The 14,384-nt window shown below is 61.6% G+C and carries 11 protein-coding genes; 8 read left to right on the forward strand and 3 right to left on the reverse strand.

Annotated elements, in window-relative coordinates:
- Positions 1–137: 137 nt before the first annotated feature.
- The 5 genes from SKZ59_RS27175 (at position 138) to SKZ59_RS27195 (ending at position 6,762) form a co-directional block, all read left to right on the forward strand.
- Positions 138–1,451, forward strand: a complete 1,314-nt coding sequence (locus SKZ59_RS27175; RefSeq protein WP_034754392.1) for a dicarboxylate/amino acid:cation symporter — start codon at positions 138–140, stop codon at positions 1,449–1,451.
- Positions 1,452–1,559: 108 nt separating this feature from the next.
- Positions 1,560–2,552, forward strand: a complete 993-nt coding sequence (locus SKZ59_RS27180) for a porin (protein WP_051991521.1) — start codon at positions 1,560–1,562, stop codon at positions 2,550–2,552.
- Between the two features lie 235 nt (positions 2,553–2,787).
- Positions 2,788–4,698, forward strand: a complete 1,911-nt coding sequence (locus SKZ59_RS27185; protein ID WP_319993498.1) for a sensor histidine kinase — start codon at positions 2,788–2,790, stop codon at positions 4,696–4,698.
- Complete coding sequence (locus SKZ59_RS27190; RefSeq protein WP_319993499.1) at positions 4,691–6,034, forward strand: sigma-54 dependent transcriptional regulator; 1,344 nt, start codon at positions 4,691–4,693, stop codon at positions 6,032–6,034. Before SKZ59_RS27185 ends, SKZ59_RS27190 begins: the two co-directional genes overlap by 8 nt.
- A gap of 89 nt (positions 6,035–6,123) precedes the next feature.
- Positions 6,124–6,762 (forward strand): hypothetical protein, encoded by a 639-nt coding sequence (locus SKZ59_RS27195; protein ID WP_319993500.1) that lies wholly within the window; start codon positions 6,124–6,126, stop codon positions 6,760–6,762.
- Positions 6,763–6,767: 5 nt separating this feature from the next.
- Here SKZ59_RS27195 and SKZ59_RS27200 read toward each other — a convergent pair whose 3' ends face one another.
- Positions 6,768–7,511: a metallophosphoesterase family protein gene (locus SKZ59_RS27200; RefSeq protein WP_319993501.1), complete on the reverse strand. Its 744-nt coding sequence runs from the start codon at positions 7,509–7,511 to the stop codon at positions 6,768–6,770.
- Positions 7,508–8,074 carry a GNAT family N-acetyltransferase gene (locus SKZ59_RS27205; protein ID WP_319993560.1) on the reverse strand — a complete coding sequence of 189 codons (567 nt, stop codon included), beginning with the start codon at positions 8,072–8,074 and terminating at the stop codon, positions 7,508–7,510. Before SKZ59_RS27205 ends, SKZ59_RS27200 begins: the two co-directional genes overlap by 4 nt.
- 177 nt (positions 8,075–8,251) lie before the next feature.
- Between SKZ59_RS27205 and SKZ59_RS27210 the strand changes: the two genes are divergently transcribed.
- On the forward strand, positions 8,252–9,100 hold the full coding sequence (locus SKZ59_RS27210; protein ID WP_080698671.1) for a hypothetical protein: 849 nt from the start codon (positions 8,252–8,254) through the stop codon (positions 9,098–9,100).
- 6 nt (positions 9,101–9,106) lie between these two features.
- Here SKZ59_RS27210 and SKZ59_RS27215 read toward each other — a convergent pair whose 3' ends face one another.
- The gene (locus tag SKZ59_RS27215) at positions 9,107–9,613 is read right to left on the reverse strand and encodes a hypothetical protein (RefSeq protein WP_319993502.1); all 507 of its coding nucleotides are present in this window, start codon (positions 9,611–9,613) and stop codon (positions 9,107–9,109) included.
- Between the two features lie 255 nt (positions 9,614–9,868).
- On the opposite strand from SKZ59_RS27215, the gene SKZ59_RS27220 reads away from it, so the two are divergent.
- Complete coding sequence (locus tag SKZ59_RS27220; RefSeq protein ID WP_319993503.1) at positions 9,869–10,780, forward strand: ABC transporter ATP-binding protein; 912 nt, start codon at positions 9,869–9,871, stop codon at positions 10,778–10,780.
- A 9-nt stretch (positions 10,781–10,789) separates the two neighbouring features.
- Positions 10,790–14,371 carry an ABC transporter permease/M1 family aminopeptidase gene (locus SKZ59_RS27225; RefSeq protein ID WP_034754408.1) on the forward strand — a complete coding sequence of 1,194 codons (3,582 nt, stop codon included), beginning with the start codon at positions 10,790–10,792 and terminating at the stop codon, positions 14,369–14,371.
- Positions 14,372–14,384: the final 13 nt, after the last annotated feature.

The raw sequence follows: 14,384 nt of genomic DNA on the forward strand, positions 1-14,384 counted from the left end.
ATCCTTTGCTATGTACAGGTTTTGCTGCAAATAATCGCTAGCACGCAAGGGCTTGTTTTTGAGAAATATTGACTCCAAGCTTGAGTTGCTCGCTATCAATAATCCGCTCACAGCGGCGTTTCACCGGAGGAGTCAAAATGAAAAAGAAACGGCCATTAACCCTGTACATCCTGATTGCCATGGTCCTCGGCATTATTGTCGGCTATGGATGCAACACCGCTTTCCCTGATGCCAAGCTCAGCGCTCAGATCGCTGGCAATATTTCCATCGTCACCGACGTCTTCCTGCGCCTGATCAAGATGATCATTGCGCTGCTGGTGTTCTCGACCCTGACAGTCGGTATCGCCCACATGGGCGACGGCAAGACGGCAGGCCGCATCGGCCTGAAAGCCATGTGCTGGTTCGTCGTTGCCTCGCTGGTTTCGCTGGCGCTGGGCATGGTGCTGTCGAACCTGATGCAGCTGGGTACCAACCTGGGCTTGCCATTGCCGGACGTACACGCTTCGACAAATTTGAAAACGGCCGCCTTCACCTTGAAAGATTTCTTCACGCACCTGGTGCCGAAGTCGCCGATCGAGGCCATGGCCAACAATGAAATCCTGCAAGTGCTGGTGTTCTCGATCTTCTTCGGCGGCGCACTGGCCGGCCTGGGCGAATCGGGCAAGACCCTGACGGCCGTCGTCGACCAGCTGGCGCAAGTCATGCTGCGCATCACCGGCACCATCATGAACCTGGCCCCACTGGCCGTGTTCGCCGCGATGGCTTCCGTCATCACCACGCACGGCCTGGGCGTGCTGGTCACGTTTGCCAAGTTCATGGGTGGCTTCTACCTGGGCCTGATGTGCCTGTGGGCACTGCTGATCGGCGCCGGCTTCGTCGTCATCGGCCCGCGCGTCTTCAAACTGGTCGGCCTGATCCGCGAACCATTCCTGCTGGCATTCTCGACGGCCAGCTCGGAAGCGGCCTATCCAAAACTGCTGACGGCGCTCGACCAGTTCGGCGTGGACCGCAAGATTTCCAGCTTCGTGCTGCCGATGGGCTACTCCTTCAACCTCGATGGCTCGATGATGTACTGCACCTTTGCCGTGCTGTTCATCGCGCAAGCCTACGGTATCGACCTGTCGATCGGCACGCAGATCACCATGCTGCTGCTGCTGATGCTGACCTCGAAAGGCATGGCCGGCGTACCGCGCGCCTCGCTGGTGGTGATTGCCGCTACCCTGAACCAGTTCAATATCCCGGAAGCGGGCTTGCTGCTGCTGATGGGCGTCGACCAATTCCTCGACATGGGCCGTTCGGCCACCAACGCGGTCGGCAATGCCGTCGCCACGGCTGTCGTCGCCAAGTGGGAAGGTGGCCTGGCCACCGAGGAAGAAGCCGCCGCGGCCAACGCGGCCAGCCAGAACACGGAAAGCCATTGGGGCGAAGCGGATCACGCTAGCAAAGCCTGATAGCGCCATGGCCCGCCACAAGCGGGCCATTTATTTGTTGTCGATGTTGAGTAACAAGCAGTCAGGTAGTGCGATCAGTAGTCATTCCAACTTATTAGAGAGATTTTCATGAAAAAAGTCCTGTTTACCCTGCTGACCCTCGGCGCAGCCTCCACCGGCGCCATGGCCCAATCGAGCGTGACCATGTATGGCGTGGCTGACGCCGGCCTGGTGTTCGACAAGGATGCGTCCGGAGACCGCCTGAACCGCGTCGCTTCCGGCGTCGCTTCGGGCTCGCGCATCGGTTTCAAAGGCAAGGAAGACCTCGGTGGTGGCCTGGCCGCCACCTTCGTGCTGGAAAGCGGTTTCAATATCGATACCGGTACCTCGGGCCAGGGCGGCCGGCTGTTCGGCCGCCAGGCGTATGTGGGCCTGACCGGCAGCGCCGGCGCCCTCACCCTGGGCCGCCAATATACGCCGTACTACCTGGCCCTGCGCGACGTGGCCGATCCGTTTGTCATCGGCCTGGCCGGCACGGCGTCGAACATTATGGCGACGAATTATCGCATCGATAACATGGTGCAATACAGCACACCGACCTGGAGCAAGCTGTCGGCCGACCTGGCGTATGGCTTTGGCGAAGTGGCCGGCGACAATGCGAAAAACCGCAGCATGGGCGGCGCCGTGCATTACATCGACGGTCCGCTGAACGTGACCCTGACACACCACCGCCAGGAAAATGCGCTGGCGACCCAGCAAACGCGCAACACCTTGCTGGCCACGCGCTACGACTTTGGCGTGGTGCAAGGTAACTTCGGCTACGCCGACAACCGCGCCCTCGACGACAGCAAGAGCAACGACATCCTCGTTGGCTTCAGCGCCCCGTTCGGCGCCACCAAGCTGGTCGCGTCGTACATCCGCCACAACGACAAGAGCAATGCCAACCGTGACGCCCAGCAGTGGGCCATCGGCGCCTTCTATGCACTGTCCAAGCGCAGCGACCTGTACACAGGTTACGGCCACATCAGCAACAAGAACGGCGCTACCTACAAGGTTGGCAATGCCACCGACGATGGCACCGGTAACAGCGGTTTCAACCTCGGCATGCGCCACACGTTCTAAGGACGTCGGCCAAAATCTACTGCGCGGCGCGCTTTGCGGCCGGCGATGCTCACCGTACTAAAGTACGGTTGCGCTTCTCGGCCATAAATCACTGCCGCTCGCTACGATTTTGTCGGACGTTGAGATGTCCGTAAAATAGAAGTGTGGGCCGCCGGATGCATATCCGGCGGCTTTTTCTTTTTACGCAATATTTAAATGCGATACTGTGGGTTCGTGCAAGTTGGCAGCTGATTTTATGAATAGCAGTACTACCAAACCCTCCCTTTCCTGGCGCCAGCGCCTGTCGCAACGGTCGGGCCGCGAAACGCTGGCCTGGGGCGTGGTGCTGGCCGCCTGCCTGGCCACCGTCTGGCTCGTGTATTTCTGGACCGAACGCATCGCCATCGGCAAGCTGCAGGCCAGCGGCGCGCAGCGCCTCGAGGTGTATGTCAGCAGCCTGGAAAATGCGCTGGAGAAATACGACTTCCTGCCCAAAACCCTGGAGCTGAACCGCGACGTGATCCGCCTGCTGCAGCATCCCGAAGACCCTGTGCTGGTCGATACGGTCAACCATTACCTCGAGCAGATGAATGCGCAGGCGAAATCGTCGACCATTTTCATCAGCAACCTCGATGGCAACACGCGGGCCGCCAGCAACTGGCAGCAGCCCGACAGCTTTATTGGCGACAATATCTCGTTCCGCCCCTACGCCCAGGACGCGCTGCGCGGCACGCCGGGCCGCTTCTATGGCGTCGGCACGACACGGCTGGAACCCGGTTACTTCTTTGCCCACGGCATCTACCAGAATGGCCACATGCTGGGCCTGGCAACGGTAAAGGTGAACCTGGAAACCCTGGAAAAACGCTGGGTGCAGGGCGCCGACAAGGTCATGCTGGCCGACGAGCACGGCGTGATCTTTCTCAGTTCCATGGCGGACTGGAAGTACAAGACCCTGGCGCCGCTGTCGCCCGCCATCGTCGAAGAACTCAACCGCACGCGCCAGTACTATTCGAAGCAGCTGGCCGCCATTCCTTTCGTTTCCGACCGCCAGCTGGGCAATGGCGCCCGCGTGATCAGCGTGCGCGAGCAGGAACACGCCGACACGCCGCCGAAGATCAGTTCGAGCGTCATGACGCAGATCAAACTCAAGTCGCCGCAAGGCTGGACTTTCATTTATTTGTCCGACCTGGCGCAGGCCAAGGCCAGCGCGCGCGCGGCGGCCGCCTTCTCCTGCGTGCTGCTGGGCTTTTTCATGCTGCTGTTCTTTTACCTGCGCCAACGCCGCGCGGCCGTGGCGCAAAAATTGCGCGCCCGCGAAGATCTGCAGCATGCCTATGACAACCTGGAAGCCATGGTCGAGGAACGCACGTCGGAACTCAATGCCATGACGCAAAGCCTGAGCCAGGAAATCGAGGTGCGCAGCAAGGCCGAGCAAAAGCTGCACATCACGCAAAACGAACTGTTTCAGGCCGGCAAGATGGCCGTGCTGGGGCAAATGTCGGCCAGCATCACGCATGAACTGAACCAGCCGCTGACGGCGCTGCGCACCATGTCCGACAATGCCGTCATCCTGCTCGAGCGGGGACGGCTCGACGACGCGCGGCGCAACCTGACGAAGATATCGCAAATTGCGGCCAGGATGGGGACCATTACGGGCCAATTGAAGATTTTTGCGCGCAAGTCGACGACCAGCCTGACGTCCGTGTCGATTCCCACGGCCATCAGCAACGCCCTGTTCCTCGTCGAACGCCGGCTGCAGGTGGAAAATGTGCGTTTTACTTTGCAATTGCCGCCCGAAGACATCTTCGCCATGTGCGAAAGCAACCGCCTCGAGCAGGTGCTGGTGAATCTGTACGCCAATGCGCTCGACGCCATGAATGGCAGCGACGTGCGCAGCCTGCGCGTATCCGTCGAATGCACGCCCGAGCATGTGCTGATCCACGTTGCCGACACGGGACCGGGCCTGTCAACGGAAGTGTACGAACACCTGTTCGAACCGTTCTTCACGACAAAACCGCAAGGACTGGGACTGGGCCTGGGACTGGCCATTTCCGAACAGATCACGCGTCAGTTTGGCGGCGTGCTGCGCGCCGAAAATGCTCCCGGCGGCGGCGCCATCTTCACCATCGAACTACAGATTGCAACGCAGGAGGAAAAACATGTTTGACGGCTTGAAGGTCTTGCTGGTCGAAGACGACCCCACCGTACGCGAAGGCAGCGAGCAAGCATTGCAACTGGCCGGCCTGGACGTGCTGGCCTTCCACTCGGCCGAGCTGGCCTATAAACTGCTCACGCCCGATTTCCCTGGCATCGTCGTCAGCGACGTGCGCTTGCCCGGCATGAGCGGCCTGGAATTGCTGCAAGCGGTCAAGACGCTCGATGCCAACCTGCCCGTGATCCTCGTCACGGGCCATGGCGACATCACCATGGCCGTGCACGCCATGCGCACGGGCGCCTACGATTTCATCGAAAAACCGTATTCGTCCGACCAGCTGGTCGACGTCATCCTGCGCGCGCTGGAAACCCGCCGCCTGACCCTGGAAGTGCACAGCCTGCGCCGCCAGCTCGAGGACGGCGGCGGCATCGAAGCGCGGCTATTGGGCAATTCCGTGGCGATGCGCGACATACGGCGTTTGATACTCGACGTAGCCGACGAACCGGCCGATGTGCTGATCTATGGCGACACGGGCACGGGCAAGGAAATGGTGGCCCGCTGCCTGCACGACTTCAGCCACCGCCGCAAGCACAACTTGGTCGCCGTCAACTGCGGCGCGATTCCCGAAAGCATTTTTGAGAGCGAAGTCTTCGGCCACGAACCGGGCGCGTTTACGGGCGCGGCGAAGCGGCAGGTGGGCAAGATCGAGCACGCGGACCAGGGCACTTTTTTCCTCGACGAAATCGAATCGCTGCCCCTGTCGCTGCAAGTGAAATTGCTGCGCGTGCTGCAGGAACGCTATATCGAGCGGCTCGGCTCGAACGTGCCCACGCCCGTTGACGTGCGCGTCATCGCGGCGGCCAAGCTGGACCTGGAAGACTTGTCGCAGCAGCAGAAATTCCGCAGCGACCTGTACTACCGCCTGAATCTGATCGTGCTGCACCTGCCGCCGCTGCGCGAACGGCGCGAGGATATTCCCATCCTGTTCGAACACTTCGTGCTGGCCGCCGCCGCCCGCTACAACCGCGCCGCGCCCGTCGTTTCCAGCGCGCAGATGCGCAATCTGATGGCCCATTCCTGGCCCGGCAATGTACGCGAACTGCGTAATATCGCCGACCGCTTCGTGCTGGGCATCGCCGGTGGCGCATCGAGCCTGCTGGCGAGCGGCCAGGCCAGCCCCTTGTCGCTGGCGGAACAGGTGAACGGCTTCGAACGCGCTCTGATCGAGCAGGAACTACGCGCATATTCGGGCAACGTCAGCGAAGTGAGTGCGGTGCTCGGCTTGCCGAAACAGACCTTGTACCACAAGATGCAGAAGTACAACCTGGTGGCGGAAGAGTTCCGCTAGGGAGCGGCGCGGGGGAAACTTATCAGAAAGAGCAGCAATATATTGCCACATGGTATATATTGTTTCTTTTTGATAATTTAAAATTCACAATGAAAAACCCTGCCGTCCTGTTTTCCCTGTTACTCAGTGCCTCCGGTTTTGCCCAGGATGCCGTCACCACCGACGCCCCCGCAGCTGCAGCCGCCGATGCGGCCAGCGCCCCAGCCGCACCGGCAACATCGGCCATCAGCCGCCTGCGCCTGTTCGGCCAGAATGGCGCCACGGCCTTCCTGTACCGCGACAGCAGCTGCATCCGCGGCATGTTCAGCGATGGCGTGGAAAAGGCCAGCGGCGGCATGAGTTCCGCCTTCGGCTCCCTGATTGGCACTGTCAGCAATACCAGCCTGGGCATCCCGGAGACGGAAACGTCGCAAAACCTGTCGCGCAAGGACGGCTTTTTCTCGAAAGCCTATTTCCGCGAATATGAAGTTCCCGCCGACAAGCCCAGCAGCCTGCGCCTGGGCTTCCAAGACGTGTCCTCGTTTTACGTGGCCAACGGCGTGCGCTATGACAGCGTATCACCCAGCTGCCATGGCGACATCACCTTCACGCCGCGCGCCGGCGAAGATTACGAAGCGGCGTTCTCGTGGGAAGGCAAGCGCTGCAGCATCAGCATCAACCAGGTGATCGCCAAGGACGGCAAGACGGAACTGGTGCCCGTGCCCGTCACGCGCGCCCCAAGCTGCTAAAGCGCTCAGGCGGCGCCGACGAATCCCGTTCGCAAGGGCGTGGCCCAGTCGGGCCGGCCGTTGGCCAGCGCCAGCCGGGCCGCCTTTTCCCAGTCATATTCCACGGCGTAGAACTGCGCCGTCCAGCGGCCATCGGTCCCCTGTTCGGCAATCGCATAGCGCGCGTGCGGCGTGCCGTTTTCCATCACGTGCGGATAACCATGGTCGTCGGCATAGGCTTGCAAACCGACGCTGCCCGGGTTGACGATCAGCCGCCCGTCGGCCAGGCGTACCTGGCGCGGCATGTGCGTGTGGCCGCACAGGATCAGCGCGGCGTCTGTCTCGCCGGCCCGTTCGGCCACTTCCATCGGCGTGGCGGCGCGGCTGCCTTGCGGCGTGACGCTGTCGAGAAAATACACAAGGTCGCTGACGGGCGTGCCATGCACGAGCAACACATCGTGCCGCAGGCGCAAGGTGGCGGGCAGCGCCGCAATCCAGTCCAGTTGCTCTGGCAACAGTTGCGCGCGCGCATAGGCGTCCGACACACCCATGCGGGCCGGATCGCCCAGCAGCTGGCGTTCGTGGTTGCCGCGGATGGTCGGCAAGCCGAGCCCCATCAGGCGTGCTGCCGTGGCGCGCGGCTGCAGATGGCCCGAGACGATATCGCCAAGATTGACGGTCACGTCCACGCCACGCCGGGCGATGTCGGCCAGCAGGGCGTCAAGCGCGTCGAGGTTGCCGTGGATATCGGATATGGCGGCGATTCTCATGTTCCCTCCTGTGCACACCATTCTGCGCGCGTCAGACGATACAGGCAATGCGTGCGCAATGCGTGTCCTGGCGCCATGGCCGGATGCTCGAACGTGTCCGCATCGCGGCGCATGCCCAGGCGCGCCATCAGCGTGCTCGAGCGCAAGTTGGGCAACGCCGTGAACGCGACGATTTCCGGCAATTGCAAGCGTTCAAAACCTGCCTGCAGGGCGGCCCGTGCCGCTTCCTGTGCATAACCTTGCCCCCAGTAATCGAACGCCAAGCGCCAGCCGATTTCCACGCACGGCGAACATGGCAGTTGCACAGCGGGAATATGCAAGCCCGTCATGCCGATGAAGGCATCGTTTTCTCGCAAGGCCACGGCCCACAAGCCCCAGCCCCGCTCGGCGATCAGGCCGCTGCAGCGCTTCGCCATGGTGTCGCTGGCGTCGTGCGACAGGGCCCCAGGAAAATAGGCCATCACGCGGGGATCGGCATTCAGCGCCGCGAACGGCGCGAAGTCGCTGTCGCGCCATTGCCGCAGTACCAGCCGCGGCGTCACCAGTTCCATGATTTCCTGCATCGTTGACATCCCTTCATTACCAGTTTTTACAGTTGCTTGACCGGCGGTAGGACAAGTCCGACGGACAGTTGCGCCGTGCGGCTACGTGATCTAAATGTAACAGTTGCTACCATTTCCTTATTGCACTGTTGCCCAAAACGTCGCGACAGTTTTCACTTTATCTTGAGGAGTTGCCCCATGTCTGCCATGTCCGTGTTCACCCGCCTGTCCCCACCACGCCCGCACCACCTTGCCTTGCGCGGTGCCATGATGCTGGGCGTGCTGGGTATTGCCACGGCGGCCGCCACGGCGCGCGCTGAACCGTCGCCCACCCTGGACCGCGCCAGCATTTCCGTGGGCGCGTTTTCCGCCGATCCACGCATCAATATCGGCGCCGACACGCAATTTGGCCGCATCGACGCGCCCGAATCAAAGCCAAGCCATACCACCATCCCGCGCGTCAAGGCGGACTTGCTGATCGGCGACCGCCATGGCCTGGCATTCGACTACTACCGCTACGACAAATCCTACACGCCAAGCCTGACAGGCGAAACCATCATCAATGGCCAGCCCGTCACGGGCACGGCCACGGCGAATGCCGATCTGAAGCTGGACCTGGCCAAGCTGGCCTATAAATGGTGGCTGGGCAGCGGCAACGATACCTTCGGCATCGGCCTGGGCGCCGCCTACTACCACGCCAACCTGAAAGGCACGGCCACCGGCGTCGTCAATGGTGAAACGGCCACGGCACGCGATTCCATCAGTGAGCACGCGTTTGCGCCACTGCTGGAAGTGGGCTGGCGCCACGCCTTCACGCCGGACTTGCGCATGTATGCGGAAGCGTCGGGCATCAAGAAAAACGGCGGACGCATCAATGGCCACATCTACGGCGGCAATGTCGGCGTGGAATGGTTCCCGTTCAAAAATATCGGTTTCGTGGCCGATTACGGCATCTCGAAAATCAAGCTGCACCGCGACAGCGAACGCGATGCCGACCTGAACATCCGCCTGACGGGACCGTCGGCATATGTGAAAGTACGCTTCTAATCCAGCTCAGGCCGCAGGTTTCAGCAACGTCAGCTGGAACTGCGGCAAGTCCGGATCGTCCCACGCCTCGACCCTGGCGAACGGCAGGCGCGCAAACGCCTGCCGCCAGAACGCGCAGGCATCCGCATCGGCGCGGAACGTCGCCACCATCCACGTCTGCGTGCTGCCCAGCAGCACTCTCCGCACCACTTCCAGCGCCAGCCCCCGGCGCCGGTACTTCTTCAAAATAAAAAAGTCGCTGAACTCCTGCACCGGCAACTCGCCCGCCATGCCGGGCTCCGTGATGAAAAAGCCCGCCAGCGCCCCACCGACCTCGATCCAGACGGCCGTATGCCCGGGCGCATGCACATAGTCAGCCAGCCCGGCATCGCACACATCGTAGCGGCCGTCGGCCAGCACGTCTTCGCCGCTCCAGACGGTGTTGTCGTAGCAGTACAGCTGGAACAACCGCGCCAGCGTCCCTTCTTCGCCGGGCGCAACGGCGCGCAATGTCATGTTCTGTATTACCGTCATGGTCCCGTCTTTCCGCCGCATGGCGTCATTGAGATGGCGAGTGTAGCACCACGTCGCTCATCGCTTCCTCCTGCATTCCAGCCCTGCATTTCCGCCCTTGGTCGCAAAAATATTAATTTCCTTCCAATTGGTTATATATTATTGTTTTTAAGTAACATCCGCCATCGCGGCTGCAAAACAAGGGTGATCCCCTTCCACAGACCGGCAGGCATGCATCTGCCGGCTTTCATACCCAAGCTCTGGAGAGTGCTGCACATGCTATCGATCAAACAGCTGAACAAAACGTATGCCAATGGCGTCAAGGCCATCAACAATGTCAGCCTGGAAATCCCCAACGGGATGTTCGGCTTGCTGGGACCGAATGGCGCGGGCAAGTCCTCGCTGATGCGCACCATTGCGACATTGCAAGATCCCGATAGCGGCAGCATCCATTTCGATGGCGTCGATGTGCTGCAGGACAAGGCCGGCCTGCGCCGCCAGCTCGGCTACCTGCCGCAGGATTTCGGCGTGTATCCGAAGGTCAGTGCGGAAACCCTGCTCAACCACTTTGCAGTGCTCAAAGGTTTGACGGAAAAGGGCCCGCGCAAGGAGGCCGTGGAAGCCTTGCTGCAGCAAACCAATCTGTGGGAAGCGCGCAAGCGCAACCTGGGCACGTATTCGGGCGGCATGCGCCAGCGCTTCGGCATCGCCCAGGCGCTGCTGGGCGCGCCGCGCCTGGTGATCGTCGATGAACCGACGGCCGGCCTGGATCCGGACGAGCGCAACCGCTTCCTGAACCTGCTGGCGAAGATCGGTGAGCAAGTGGTCGTCATCCTGTCGACGCACATCGTCGACGACGTGACGGACCTGTGCCCGCGCATGGCGATGATCGTCAAGGGACAGGTGCTGGTGCAGGGCGAGCCGCAGGCGGCCATCGATACGCTGCTGGGCAAGGTCTGGCGCCGCAGCGTCAGCATGGACGAGCTGGCACAGTACCAGCAAACCTTGAACGTGCTGTCGACGCGCCTGGTGGGTGGCAAGCCGCAAATCAATGTGTTTGCCGACAGCCAGCCCGACAGCGGCTTCACGCAGATCGCCCCGGACCTGGAAGACGTGTACTTCCTGCATGTGCGCAACGCCGCCCGCAACGGCGCCGCCGCGCCGGCCGCAGCCGCAGCCGCAGCGTAAGGGGCCGCCATGTGGAAGGAATTTTTCAAGTTTGACCTCGGCTATCAGCTGAAACAGCCGCTGCTGTGGATATTTGCCGTCATCCTCGCCTTGATGGCGTTTGGCGCCAGCAGCAGCGATTCGATCCAGGTCGGCGGCGCCATCGGCAACATCAACCGCAATGCGCCCACCGTGGTGGCGCAGCTGCTGACGATGTTCAGTCTGCTGTCTATGCTGCTCATCACCATCTTCATCGCCGGCGCCGTGCTGCGCGACAGCGAAGTGGGCATGGCCGACATGCTGTTCGCCACGCCCATGCGCAAGTGGGATTACCTGTTCGGCCGCTTTGCCGCCGGCTTCGTCGCCTGCCTGGTGATCTTTGCCGCCATCGCCCTGGCCATCATGCTCGGCCCCCTCATGCCCTGGGTCGACCCGCAGCGCGTGGGCGCGTTCTCGCTGCATGCGTACGCGTGGAGCTTTGGCGTGATGGTGATCCCGAACCTGCTCTTCATCGGCGCCCTGCTGATGCTGCTGGCGGCCACGACGCGCTCGATGTTGCTTGTCTACGTGGGCGTGCTGGGCTTTTTCGTGCTGTGGGGCATGGCCGGCGCCTTTACGCGCGACATCAACAACGAATGGATCGCCGTCCTGCTCGACCCGTTCGGCATGCGCGCGTTTGGCCGCATGACGCGCTACTTCACGTCCGCCGAAGCGAACGCGGGCCTGCCGCCGTTTTCCGGCTTCCTGCTGGCCAACCGCTTGCTGTGGCTGGCCATCACGGTGGTGCTGTTCGCCGCCACCGTGATCCTGTTCAAGCCGCAGCGCACGGGCACGGGCAAGCGCCTGTTCGGCAAGCACAAGGCAGAGGCCACCGCGCCGGCCGTGGCGGCGCCGCTGCACCTGCCGCGCAGCGTCCCCACCTTTACGGGCGCGACAGCCTGGCGCCAGTGGTGGCAAATCCTGCGCTTCGACGCCGTCGGCGTGTTCAAGAGCGTGCCCTTCCTCGTCATGCTGCTGTTCGCCGTAATCAACCTGATCGCCGGAGCGAATATCGGCAAGAACATGTACGGCACGGCCGTGTATCCGATGACGCATTTGATGCTGCAAAATATCAACAACAGCTTCAGCTTCATGCTGATCATCATCGTCACCTTTTACGCAGGCGAACTGATCTTCAAGGAGCGGCAAGCCAGGATCGCCGACGTCAGCGATGCCATGCCCGTGCCCAGCTGGGTCCCTCTGCTGGCCAAATGCACGGCCCTGGTCGGCGTCATCGCCGGTTACCTGCTGGTGGGCGTCATCGCGGCCATCGGTTTCCAGCTCTACAAGGGCGGCGCGCCCGTGGAACTGGGGCTGTACCTGAAAGGCACCCTGCTGGGGGCCCTCTTCTTCGTGCTGATGGCCTTGTGCGCCCTCACCCTGCAAGTGCTGTCAAATAACAAGTTCATCGGCTACCTGCTGGTGATCCTGCTGATGGTGGCGCAAATGGTGCTGGGCATGCTGCACTTCGAACACAATCTGTACGCGTTCGGCGGCACGCCGGCCATCAAGTATTCGGACATGAACGGCTATGGCCACTTCCTGGCCGGCTGGTCCTGGTTCGCGCTGTACTGGAGCCTGTTCACGGTGGCCCTCGTCATGCTGGCGCAGGCATTCTGGGTGCGCGGCCTGTCCGCCGACTGGCGTGCGCGCGTGCGCCTGGCCCGCCAACGCCTGAGCGGCAAAGCTGGCGCCGCGCTGGCCCTGGTGCTGCTATGCTGGGCCGGCACGGGCGGCTGGATCTTCTACAACACGAATGTGCTGAACCAGTACGAAACGGCGAATGTCAGCATGGACAAGCAGGCGCGCTACGAAAAATTGTACAAGCAGTACAAGGACTTGCCGCAGCTGAAGATCACCGATATCCAGGCCGACGTGGATATCTATCCCGAGCAACGCAAAGTCTTGATCAAGGGCCACTACGTGCTGCAAAACAAGACGCAGCAGCCGCTCGACACCTTGCGCATCCAACTCAATCCGGACTTGGACACGCACTGGTTGAACTTGCCTGAGCACAAGGTGGCGCTGGACGACAAGGAAGTGGGCTTCAGCATCCTCAAGCTGGCCCGTCCCGTGGCGCCTGGCGCCACCCTGCCGCTCGACTTCACGGTGGCCGTCACGCATGCGGGCTTTACCAACAGCGGCGCGCCTGACCAGGTCAACCTGAACGGCAGTTTCTTCAACAACCAGGCGTATTTCCCGCACTTCGGCTATGCCAAGGAAATGGAGCTGACGGACCGCAACGAGCGCCGCAAGCGGGGCCTGGGCGAACCGCAGCGCATGGCCAAGCTGGAAGACACCTCGGCGTATGGCAATACGGTCTTTGGCGGCGAGGCGGACTGGATCCATTTCGACACGACGGTGTCCACCAGCGGCGAGCAGATCGCCCTGGCGCCCGGCTACCTGCAGAAGAGCTGGGAAAAGGATGGCCGCCGCTATTACCGCTACAAGATGGACCAGCCGATGATGCCGTTCTTCGCCTACCTGTCGGCGCGCTGGGAAGTCAAGAAAGATGCGTGGAAAGGCTTGCCGATCGAAATTTATTTCGATAAAAAGCATGGCTACAATACGCAGCGCATGATTACCTCCGTGCAAAAGTCGCTCGACTATTACACCACCGAGTTCACGCCCTACCAGCACAAGCAGGTGCGCATCCTGGAATTCCCCGGCTACCAGAGCTTCGCGCAGTCGTTTGCCAATACGATTCCGTATTCGGAAGGCATCGGCTTCATCGCCGACCTGCGCGACAAGGATGACATCGACTACGTGTTCTACGTCACGGCGCATGAAATGGCGCACCAGTGGTGGGGCCACCAGGTGATCGGCGCCAACGTGCAGGGCGCCACCATGCTGATGGAGTCCTTGGCGCAATACTCGGCCCTGATGGTGATGGAAAAGGAATACGGGCGCGACAAGATGCGCCGCTTCCTGCGCTATGAACTTGACCGCTACCTGAGCGGGCGCGGCGGCGAAGCCATCGAGGAACTGCCGCTGGCGCGCGTGGAGGGACAGCAATATATCCACTACAACAAGGGCAGCCTGGTGTTCTACCGCCTGCGCGATGAAATCGGCGAGGAAGCGCTGAACCGTGCGCTGAAACGCTATCTGCAGGACAAGGGCTACCAGCAGGCGCCGTTCACCACGTCGTCGGAACTGCTGGCCTACATCCGCGCCGAAGCGCCGCAGGACAAGCAGGCGCTGATCACGGACCTGTTCGAGAAAATCGTCTTCTACGACAACCGCGTCACGCAAGCGAGCGCCGTGCAGCGCAAGGACGGTCAGTGGGATGTCACCATGCAATTGCACTTGGCCAAACTGGAGTCCGACGGCAAGGGCAAGGAAAGCCCACGCGCCTACGACGAGCCGGTGGAAATCGCCATCTTCGCGCGCCCGGCAGGCGGCAAGGAAAAAGATGAAAAAGTCCTGTTCACCGACAAGCGCGTATTGTCGGGCAGCGACCCCGTGGTGACGATGACGGTGAAGGACAAACCGTTTGAAGTGGGCGTCGATCCGTACAACAAGATGATCGACAGGGTTCCGCGCGACAACCGCAAGGAAGTCAGCGTGAATTAATCGATGGGGGTCT

The organism is Janthinobacterium sp. GMG2 (genome assembly GCF_033949445.1).
Taxonomy (GTDB): domain Bacteria; phylum Pseudomonadota; class Gammaproteobacteria; order Burkholderiales; family Burkholderiaceae_D; genus Janthinobacterium; species Janthinobacterium aestuarii.